This window comes from Mordavella massiliensis, from assembly GCF_016902415.1.
GTDB lineage: Bacteria > Bacillota > Clostridia > Lachnospirales > Lachnospiraceae > Merdimonas > Merdimonas faecigallinarum.
Map to the genome: position 1 here is coordinate 1 of NZ_JACJLV010000058.1, position 9,972 is coordinate 9,972.

The following is a 9,972-nucleotide window of genomic DNA, read 5'->3' on the forward strand; positions in this document are numbered from 1 at the left end:
GTGTGATTTTATCCATGGCACTAACTCCTTTAAAAAACTTGTAGTTTTCTGGAGTTATTATCTCATGGAGCGAGGAAACTAGCACGGTACTGAGAATTTACCGTGTACGCTTTTTCACTATACCATACTTGCTTCAACTATATTTTTTTCGTCCAAAGATAAGCCATACAAATTATAAATAATGTCATTTAGTTCCGTTTCCACTTTGTCATTCTGGCGATTATTATCATTTACCGTTTTAAGCAATTCCTTTACCAAATTACTGCATTTTTCTATTATGTCATTAGGAGCTAGAACAATTGGTAAATTATCAATTTCATAGCCATTTACGTTACTATTAGTGCTAAGTTTCTTAAAAAACCAGTTCAACAAATGAGAATTACATAAACCCAATAAAAACTCGATATTTTCAGTCGGCATCAAGTAGTTAACTGAATTAGCACAATATATGCCGCTATCAATTAATGTCATTTTCAATCTGTTTCTTTCATTAACTCCTGTAATACCTTGCATGACTATTCGTTTTTGTTTATAATGCTGACTTCGTGGCGTATGAACATTCTTGGAGTACTGTTCCGAATCTAAATACAGAATGTCTCCCTGACTAATATGGTCAGTGATAAAATATTTCTGAACCTGTGCACCTCTGAGCATTCTATGATATGTAGATTCCAGTTTTACATACTTTTTATCCAAAGAGAGATCTATCTCGCCAGTAAAACACTTTGAGAAATCCTTCATTCTTTGTGCGTCTTTACACATCTTAAGTAAAATTGATAGTTCCTGCGCATTCACAAGCGGAATGGTAAGTGCTTTGCTGTCAATTAACCCTATATCTGATGGAGATATCTCGACCTGCTCATTTGCAATATTAACATATTTATCATCATTAATTCTCATCAAGAATTTTCTGTTTGGATCTGCATTTCCACGATTGCTTCCTAGTATACATACAGACATCTTTGCCGACTTGAATACGCGTTTGCTTTCATTGTCCCTTTCAGGAAACGCTTCAATATACTGCACTGATTCTTGGTTAAAAATAAATTTTCTTAACTCATATGAACTCAAATCACACATAAACGCCATTGGAAAAATCAATGACAAATGACCATTTTCCCGAAGTAACGAATGTGATTTACAAATAAACAGTCTAAATATATTAATCATGCCACCCTTTGCAGGCTTGTATATGACATGTTCTTTGTAATACTTGATTTCTTCTGGTGTAGCTAAAATACTTGTGTTTTGGTTTTGCTTTTTGTTCAATAATCCGTATGGTGGATTTCCTATTACAATATCAAACCCACCCTTCTCATAAAACACACGCGCAAACTCCAGCTGCCAAAGAACAAACGGCTTGGATACTCTTTTGTCTGCGGCATAAAATTCCTCCCGCTTATCCTCTGGAAGTGTTTCAAGCTGCAAACCTATCATTTTATGGCGTATGGCATTAATTCTGTTTATAATTTCCTGTTTTTTTATGGTGTCGTCACAGTAGAAAAGCTGGTCCTGGGCATCAATCAATTTCGGCAGCATAGTCTCCCAGGCCTGCTGGTACCAACTGTAGGATTCCCCTTCCTTTGCTGTACCGATCAGATCGCTCTGCAACACCAATTGTGTCCCCTCAAACTCATCTACCAAGCTGTTCCCACAGAGGATATTGCACTCCAGATTTGGAAGCGGCATCGGGTTCACATGCCCATCAAGCTCCGACTGGGCATTTGGATTAATTTCGTCATCAATCACCAACGACAGCCACAGACGCAACTGCGCAATATCCACTGCAGATGGTTCAATATCCGCCGCAAAAATGGAGTTCTTGATGGTGTATCTTTTCAAGTCATAGGGCGTTCTCTGGGAGCGTAGCTCACGTACCATAAACGCCGCCTGCCTTTCGGACACAGCCTTGCTTCTTGCCGCTACCGCCATATACTCTGTGAGTGTCTCTCTTGCCCTAACAATCTCATTCAAGAGGCCCAGTGGAAATGCTCCAGATCCCACTGCCAAATCCACCACGCGCACGGACATAAGAGCCTGATCCATATCGTCAAGGCGGTTTACCACAACGTTTCCCTCATCATCGACCTTAAAAATTTCCTCGGAGATAAACATATCCCTCTGTCCTTGACGTTTGGATTTCACGGTATCCTCATCCTTCATGAAATCACCGTAAAGAATAAAATCTCGGACGGCAGATTCCGAAATTTCCGTCTGTCCCACCAGGTAATTGATCAACGATTCCCTGCACATATAATGTACAATTTCACGCGGCGTATAGAACGCACCCTTGGATTTGCGATCTTTTACCTCCAGAAGATTTTCAAATACCTTTCCCAGCATCTCAGGGTCAATAGCAACCTCCCGTTCAAGTGGCTCATCCTCACTCATAGTAAAGTTATACCTGTCAAAAATATCCAAAATCCCGTCCGCCTGCCTATCATCTGGAGATTTCTTGTTTGAAAAAATCTCGTCGGGAATATCAAAACGTGTTGACTTCCAGTCAAAGCCATCAATCGGCTCAAAAAGGCCCCCTGAGAGGAACGGTATGCGGCAGTGCAAGATCGGTGTATAGCCCATCACGCCTCTGTTTTTACTTAATGTGTCATAAAAGAGCGGTTCCAGATACTTCTCATAAAAATGCCCGCCATTTTTCACTGCATAATCAAACAGCGTTCTAAGGAAGGTCTGTGAACCACTCCCCCAATTTCTGCTGTGCGGCATTTTGTTGGCAATCAGCTCTTCTGCATCATCTGGAATCCGGTCTAGGGCAGAACGGAATCTGCTTGTCTTGATATAATTTTCTCCTGATTGTTCATAAAGAGCCGGCAGATATTCCTTGATAATCCGTCCCTGTGCACCAGTGGTAAAAAACAGATTTTTATATTCCTTTTCTGTCAGCATATGAGGCCACACACCCACACCTAGCCAGCCTTTTTTCTGCAGGAAATAAAGGAACACAATCTGCCCTAAAAGTTTCTTGACAAACTGCTCAACTGTAAAGTGGCAGCGCTCAGATTCTGCAATAAAATCCTCATTACTCACGAGCCAGTCGCGTAACTGCTGGTATTTTTCACAGTAGAGATCGAAAAATTCCTGCGTTACCCTTTCAACACTAAAAGCCTCTTCCAGTTCGTCAAGCGTTGGATTGGAGTTGTTATCAACAATAAAGCTATGAAAGTGAGAAAGCGCCGTGTGACAAGGTTCCTTGTCACCTACAAGAAAAGAATATCGTTTTGCAGGCGTAAGCTTCTCCGTAGCCTTCAGCTTTCCATTCTCTATCTTCATTTCATAGTCAAGCCGCACGAAAGAAAGCCGCCACTTTGGATCATCCTCTGCATAGAAGGCAACCAGTGCAGCGTCCGCGTTTCCACTTTCTATCAGCTTTTTTGCAAAGTTTCTCTGCATACTTCTGGCACGTTCAATCCCGGATTGTTTTTGCAGTTTTACCGCAAATATCAAAAGCAGCTTACCATCTGGAGTATTGTAAGTCCCCACATGGGTAGAGCCTGCAATATGATAGGAAAAATTAGATCGTTCTTCATGCAGTATGTCCGGAGCAATCATCCGGACGGTTGAAAATATTTCATTGATCAGCTCCACGTAATTGTCTGTACTGTATGGGCTCATCAGTATCTCTTCCATTCGTTTTGTCGTCGCATTCATCTATCTCTTACCCGCTTTCATATAGCAGGAGAGGATCACCTGTTTATCCTCATTCTGCTGGTTTATCTGTTTTTTCTGTTCCTCAAAATAGGTATCCGGCACAAGCTTTATAATCTCAAAGTAAAACTCAAGCACGTCCGTGACAACTTTACTCCGCTTTACAACATCCTTAGAAACCTTGGCAGGAATTTCCCCGGCTTCCCATCTTGTAATCAGAACATTCAGCTTCTCCTCCTGATCGTCTGTAAGCCTCGGATCTGCCTTTATCGCTTTGAGAAGCTTGATAACTTTGGCGTCATTTCCCGTTACCATTACTTTTTCTGTAGTAACGGTTCCCTCCACAGACAGCATATCATCAAAAGCCTTATCATTGCTCTCGAAGTGTCGGTAATAGTCCTGGCTCACAGATACTCCTTTTTCAACAGGGGAAGCTTCTATATATGTGATTGCTTCCATAAAAGTCATCTGCTGTGCCTTTTCATCGTCGCTGTAAAAAAATGTTTTCAATGCTCCCTGTCTGATAAAGCTGATGGTAGCATTATGGTCAATAATTTGAGATGTCTTTCCGGCCTTTGCCTTCTTAGGAAATCGCTTAATTTTTGAGAACAACTGCGGATTATCATCTCTAATCTGTCTGATCATCGTGAGATACTTTAATTCTGGATTTGAACTCTCCTCATCATCGTCCAAATCTTTATTAAGATCTGAGAAAAGTTTTTTCGGCGACACGTCCTCCTCATCGGAAAGATATTTGTAATCTTCACCCAAGGTATCATGAAACTGCTGAAGCTTTTCCAGAATTCTGTCTTTCATGGGTACCTGACTGTTGCTCTGTCTGGTCGGAAAGAAATTGAATACATAAATACGGTCATACTCCGTTCCAACACGATTGATACGTCCGACACGTTGCATGATCCTAGTAGGATTCCAAGGGAGATCATAATTCACTAGAACGTTTGCCCGGTGCAGATTAATACCTTCCGCCAGAACATCCGTTGTAATCAGAAGGTCATATTTATCCTTTCCTTTTTCCCGGTTCTTAGGATTAAAACTATCCTCTATTTCTGATTTTAAGATAGCACTACTCTGACCACTGAACGCGACTACACGCTCGCCATAGATTTCCTTTAAATTACTTTCCAAATATGTAGCCGTTTCCTTTGACTCCGTGAAGAGAATCATCTTCTTCCCTAGCATGGCTTTGTGTGTCCTTAAGTTTCTCTTAAACTCATCAAGCTTTGGATCCACCTCAATCAAATGCCATAAATCCTGCAAATACTTTAGCTGCGAAAGATCTGACTCTAAGTCGCGGATAAATCTGGCTTCAAATTCATTGGTCTTGAATTCCATCACATCGTTTTGCTCAATATGATAAATAAGCTTTTCCGTATCTCCACTATCCAAAAGGTCATAGACATTTACGCTTTTGCTGATATAAACCTTCCCACTTCTGAGCATTCCAATAAATTTCTCATAGGATTCAATAAAACGGTTCAGCGACATTTTAAACGCATAGAAGCTCGATTCTAGTCGCTTTACCAGAATGCCCTTCATGAAACCTCCCATGTTTCTCTGAGCAGCCAACATCTGAGCATATTTCTTTTTATCCTTCAGATACAGCAATGGTGTATATCTGGAATATTTAAAATCCTTGATGACGGCAATGGTCTCGGAGAATGCCTGATCCGTCTCCTCGTCAAACTCATATATAATTTTCTCCGGGCTTCCTACCTTCGGAAACGTCAGTCCCTGCTTTTTAAGGTCTTCCCCGTAATACTCCTGTATCTCTTTTCTAGTTCTTCGGATCATAACCTCGCGGAGCAGTTTATCGCGAATCAGTTCCGAATTTTCTCTGAGTTGTTTTAAATACTCGGCGGAACCTTTCGGAAACTGATTTGCCTTGGAATTCAATGCCCGAAAGAAACCTTCGATATTTTTTATTCCATTGATAGTTCCATTCTGTTTGGATTGAAATAAATATATCTGATTCTCGATATCGCTTGTGTAGTTGTTGATCGGTGTGGCAGATATCAATATAACTTTTTTCCCACGGCAAATCTGATGCAACTGCGTAAAGCTCTCTGTATCACTGTTTCTGAATCTGTGTGCTTCGTCCACAAAGACATAGCTGTATTTGTCTATGCCTTTAGCTATGATATGCTCCATCTTTCCAAGGGAAACCACATCATATCTTGCTACATCAAATTCCTGTAATACGCTGTTCCAATAATCCACAAGCACGGGTGGACACACAATCAGCTTATACGCGCTTCTCGGGAAGGTATTGGCAAGCATTGCACAAATATAGGTTTTTCCCAGACCAACGACATCAGAAATAAACACTCCATTATATGCGTCCAATTTCTTTTTTGCCAAAATAACAGCATCCCTTTGATAAAGCAGACTCATATATCCCGGAGGAAGAAGTGTTTCAAAATTCTCTTTATCGGAATTAATCTCTTCTTTAAAAAATTCATATAAGGTTTTCAGATACAGCTCATAAGGGGTGATATCCGACTTCATCCATGTTCGCTGCTCCACAGTTTCGATGTATGTATCTCGGATATCTTCCCCCTTTTCCCATAACTTCTCAAAGCGATCAAGGGCAAACTGCACATCAGCCGAATCCTTGAGTTCCACATTGAATTCTAGATGATTCATAAGTCCGGCTTCTGAGAAATTACTTGATCCGGTAATAACACTGCCAAATTGATCAAATACCTTTTCTGGATCCTTACGCATAATATAGACCTTGGCATGAAGAGGCGCTTCCGTATACATCCTCATTTCCAATTTACCAGATTTCAGCCAGTCAATAAATACCCGTACCCCCTTCTCAACCTCTTCCGTAGTGGATCCTGTTTCAAACTCATGCTCAACCTCGTTGGCAATAATCTCCTTGCCCTCCTGCATAGAAACTTTTGTATATTTTATTTCGTCTCTGGTACGATCAAGAATTTTTACTGTAAACTGATCCACATTTAATCCTACTAGGATCCTGATTTTCTCCACAGCCTCAAGGGACTGATACATCTTAAAGAATCCGCTTGTGCGAAAATAACCGACCAATACATCGAAAAACTGCGTGTTACTTTTCAAAATTGCCGCAAAACGACTATATAAATCTCGCTCCGGTTCGTTCGTAAAGAATTTCAAATCATTTTGCATCATCATTGGTGCCACCTTTCGGAATAAATTCGAGAATTTCATCCACACCGCAGTCCAACGCAGTACAAATTCGCTCTATGCTTTCAAGGGAGATATACTCGTCCTTTTTTAAACGCGTAATAATATTAGCACTCACTCCGGCTCGATTCCGTAGCTGTGCTGTTGACATTTTCCTGTCAATTAACATTTTTAGCAATCTGCTGTATGTTACCGCCATATTCCACCTCTTTCTCAAGCAAATCCACTAACAGAATAGCTCGAAATCGTGAATTTTTCAACATATATTTCTAAAGTTTCTCAGTAAAACACCAATCCTTCTACTGCTAATAAAGTAAGCGCCAAATAATACTGCGGTAAAATTTAAAATTACCCCAGCCCTTTGCGAGTTGGAGTAATTCACTATAATTCACATGCGATTTTTGATAGATTGGAGTTTTTCACTCCAAGGCGCCAGCTCTGCCAGCTGTTCATCTGTCATATCTTTACCCGGCCGGTGTTCCAGCAGAAATTTAAGATATCCGTAAATATTCAGATCGTGTGCTTTTGCCATCTCAACCATTGTATAGACCACTGCGCTTGCATTCGCACCATCAACAGAACTGCTGAACAGCCAGTTCTTACGGCCAACTGCGAATGGGCGGATTGCATTCTCGCTGAGATTGTTAGTAAAACTGCAGCGTCCGTCCTCCAGATAGGTCTCTGCTGTATCACGCCGGTTAAGGACATAGTTTACTGCCTTATCCATCCGGCTGTTCCTGACTGGTTTCTGCTGATCGAGCCACGACCAGAAAGCCTCCAGAACGGGTTTTTCCTTCTCGAGACGCAGCTGCTTCCGCTTTTCATAATCACCGGGATACTTTTTGTTAATGGAGTCCTCAATGGTGAATAACCGGTTGCAGTACTGGACTCCCTGCACTGCCGGCTGACTGTAGTCATACTGTTTCCCTTTGGGAACGGCATCGATAAAGTATCGGCGGATGTGCGCCCAACAAGAGCAGCGCCGGATTCCTGGAAGATGATTGTATCCCTGATATCCATCTGTTTCCAGATATCCGTTGTAGCCTTCCAGAAACTCTCTGGCATGGCTGCCGCTCCTGGTCGGGGAATATCCATACAGGATGATCGCCGGAAGCCCGTCTTCGCCGCTTCGGAACAGCCACATGAACGACTGGGTCTGGGCTCGGCGCCCTTCCTCGTTCAATACCTGAACCCGGGTTTCATCTGCCATTGCAAAGCTGCGTTTCAGCAGCTCACGGTGGAAGTAATCATACATTGGCTGGAAATAGTTCCGGGAACAGTAGATGATCCAGTTGGCAAGAGTAGTACGGCTGATCTGAGCCCCATACTGTTTCCAGTCTTTCTCCTGCCGGTATAGCGGAAGCCCGTTGGCATACTTCTGATACATGGTCCATGCAACAGTGGAAGCAGAGGCAGGCCCTTTCCCTACCAGAGCATCCGGCACCTGAGACTTTATGATCACAGGTTTTTCTGTATCGCCAGACCCTTCCTTGCAGGATGGGCATCCGTAGCTCTGGCTGTAGTATTCGATCACCTTGCATGTAGCGGGAATGAACTCCAGCTCCCGGCGGACATACTCCTCGCCGATCAGCACCATCTGCGTACCGCAGACCGGGCAGATCTGGTCTTCTTCCGGAAGAGGGACCACTACCTTTTCAACCTTCAGACCTTTGAAAAGGTCCTCATGGGTTGCCTTCTTTTTACGGGCATGTTCCCTGATCACGGTCTCTTCTTCCGGCAGAGATGAATCTTGTTCCATTTCCGCTTCATCGAAGAGATTCTGTTGTCCCGGAATGTCATCGGACCTTTTTTCGCTGGATGAGCCGAAAAGCTTTTTGGTCAGATAATCTACCTGTTCCTGAAGCGCTTTCTCGTGACTGGATTTTTCGTCAATAACAAGACGGAGAGATTTGATCAGCTCAGTCTGTTCAGATACCATTGTTTTCAGTTGTGATACTGTATCTTTCAGCTCTCGAAGCGGGATATCTTTCGCACTGGAAGCCATCGTTTCTCTCCTCGGATTTGATACCTTTATTATACCAGAAAAGAACCATTTGCTAAAGGGAAACAACTCCTGAAAAACGCCGAATTTACAAGGAATTCCCGGGTTTTTCTGTGCAAGTTTTTTGCCGATATCCAAGTGTTTATTACTCCGCTTTGAGGGCCTTGGGCTGGTCAATATCAATCCCTGACATCAGCCAGTCAAACTCCCGCCAGGAAAGATTCCGGACCTCCGACTGCTTCCTGGGCCACTGATAGCCGCCGCGAACAGACAACCGCTTATAGATCAGAACGAAGCCGTCCCCTTCATGGAACAAGGCTTTGATCCTGTCCCGTCTTCTTCCGCAGAAAAGGAAGAGAGCACTGGACGAGGGATCCATCTTAAGCTGATCCTCGATCACGGCACAGAGTCCGTCAATGGACTTGCGCATATCTGTATAGCCGCAGACAATGTAGATCTTTTCAAGCCCGGAGATGTCACCTAACATGAGAGCTCCTGCAGCAAACGGAATGTCCTGGTGAGCAGGATTGGATCTGCATCATTGCTGATACGGACCGTGATATCCTTCATAGCAACTTCAATCGTATGTGAATTGTCAAGGTGCGAGTTTAGCATCTGTGATGCTGTATGCTGTTCCGGAGTGTGATCCGGAACAATGTCAATGGGAACCACGTCCTGTTTCGGGCGGGGGACCTCAAGATGACCGTAATTCGCTGCTGGGATCTGATCCGCTGCGGCTTTCCGGCAGCGGCTGACCCAGTTGTAAAAGGTACTTACTGCAATGTCGTTTTCACGGCACCAGTCAGCATCTGTCATGCCGCTCTGGCGGCATTCATTGATAAGCCGTATTTGTTCCGCCATCGGAACACGGGCTTTGCGAGTACCTGCCATAACCTATCCTCCATAATTGTAGTGAAATAGTCTAAATATCTTTCGACTACAATTATAGGCAAAACTTGAGAATCAGGAAATCCGCAGGAATATTTGGCGCTTACCTAATAAAACAAGAGTACACGGTAAATTCTCAGTACCGTGCTAGTTTCCTCGCTCCATGAGATAATAACTCCAGAAAACTACAAGTTTTTTAAAGGAGTTAGTGCCATGGATAAAATCACACA

Annotated in this window: 6 protein-coding genes; all 6 read right to left on the reverse strand. The window is 42.9% G+C overall.

Annotated elements, in window-relative coordinates:
* Nucleotides 1-117 precede the first annotated feature (117 nt).
* Complete coding sequence (locus tag H6A13_RS11700; protein ID WP_204909742.1) at nt 118-3,666, reverse strand: Eco57I restriction-modification methylase domain-containing protein; 3,549 nt, start codon at nt 3,664-3,666, stop codon at nt 118-120.
* On the reverse strand, nt 3,667-6,840 hold the full coding sequence (locus H6A13_RS11705) for a helicase-related protein (protein WP_243424788.1): 3,174 nt from the start codon (nt 6,838-6,840) through the stop codon (nt 3,667-3,669).
* Nucleotides 6,824-7,051 carry a helix-turn-helix domain-containing protein gene (locus H6A13_RS11710; RefSeq protein ID WP_204909743.1) on the reverse strand — a complete coding sequence of 76 codons (228 nt, stop codon included), beginning with the start codon at nt 7,049-7,051 and terminating at the stop codon, nt 6,824-6,826. Before H6A13_RS11710 ends, H6A13_RS11705 begins: the two co-directional genes overlap by 17 nt.
* A gap of 189 nt (nt 7,052-7,240) precedes the next feature.
* A complete protein-coding gene (gene tnpC / locus H6A13_RS11715) occupies nt 7,241-8,857 on the reverse strand; it encodes an IS66 family transposase (RefSeq protein WP_204909744.1) in 1,617 nt (538 codons plus the stop codon).
* A gap of 142 nt (nt 8,858-8,999) precedes the next feature.
* Nucleotides 9,000-9,341: an IS66 family insertion sequence element accessory protein TnpB gene (gene tnpB, locus H6A13_RS11720; RefSeq protein WP_204909745.1), complete on the reverse strand. Its 342-nt coding sequence runs from the start codon at nt 9,339-9,341 to the stop codon at nt 9,000-9,002.
* Nucleotides 9,335-9,745 (reverse strand): IS66 family insertion sequence element accessory protein TnpA, encoded by a 411-nt coding sequence (gene tnpA, locus H6A13_RS11725; RefSeq protein ID WP_204909746.1) that lies wholly within the window; start codon nt 9,743-9,745, stop codon nt 9,335-9,337. Before tnpA ends, tnpB begins: the two co-directional genes overlap by 7 nt.
* Nucleotides 9,746-9,972: the final 227 nt, after the last annotated feature.

Coding starts and splice junctions, on each gene's coding strand:
- H6A13_RS11700 (WP_204909742.1), bottom strand. CDS start 3,666: ATGAATGCGACGACAAAACGAATGGAAGAGATACTGATGAGCCCATAC.
- H6A13_RS11705 (WP_243424788.1), bottom strand. CDS start 6,840: ATGATGATGCAAAATGATTTGAAATTCTTTACGAACGAACCGGAGCGA.
- H6A13_RS11710 (WP_204909743.1), bottom strand. CDS start 7,051: ATGGCGGTAACATACAGCAGATTGCTAAAAATGTTAATTGACAGGAAA.
- tnpC (WP_204909744.1), bottom strand. CDS start 8,857: ATGGCTTCCAGTGCGAAAGATATCCCGCTTCGAGAGCTGAAAGATACA.
- tnpB (WP_204909745.1), bottom strand. CDS start 9,341: ATGTTAGGTGACATCTCCGGGCTTGAAAAGATCTACATTGTCTGCGGC.
- tnpA (WP_204909746.1), bottom strand. CDS start 9,745: ATGGCAGGTACTCGCAAAGCCCGTGTTCCGATGGCGGAACAAATACGG.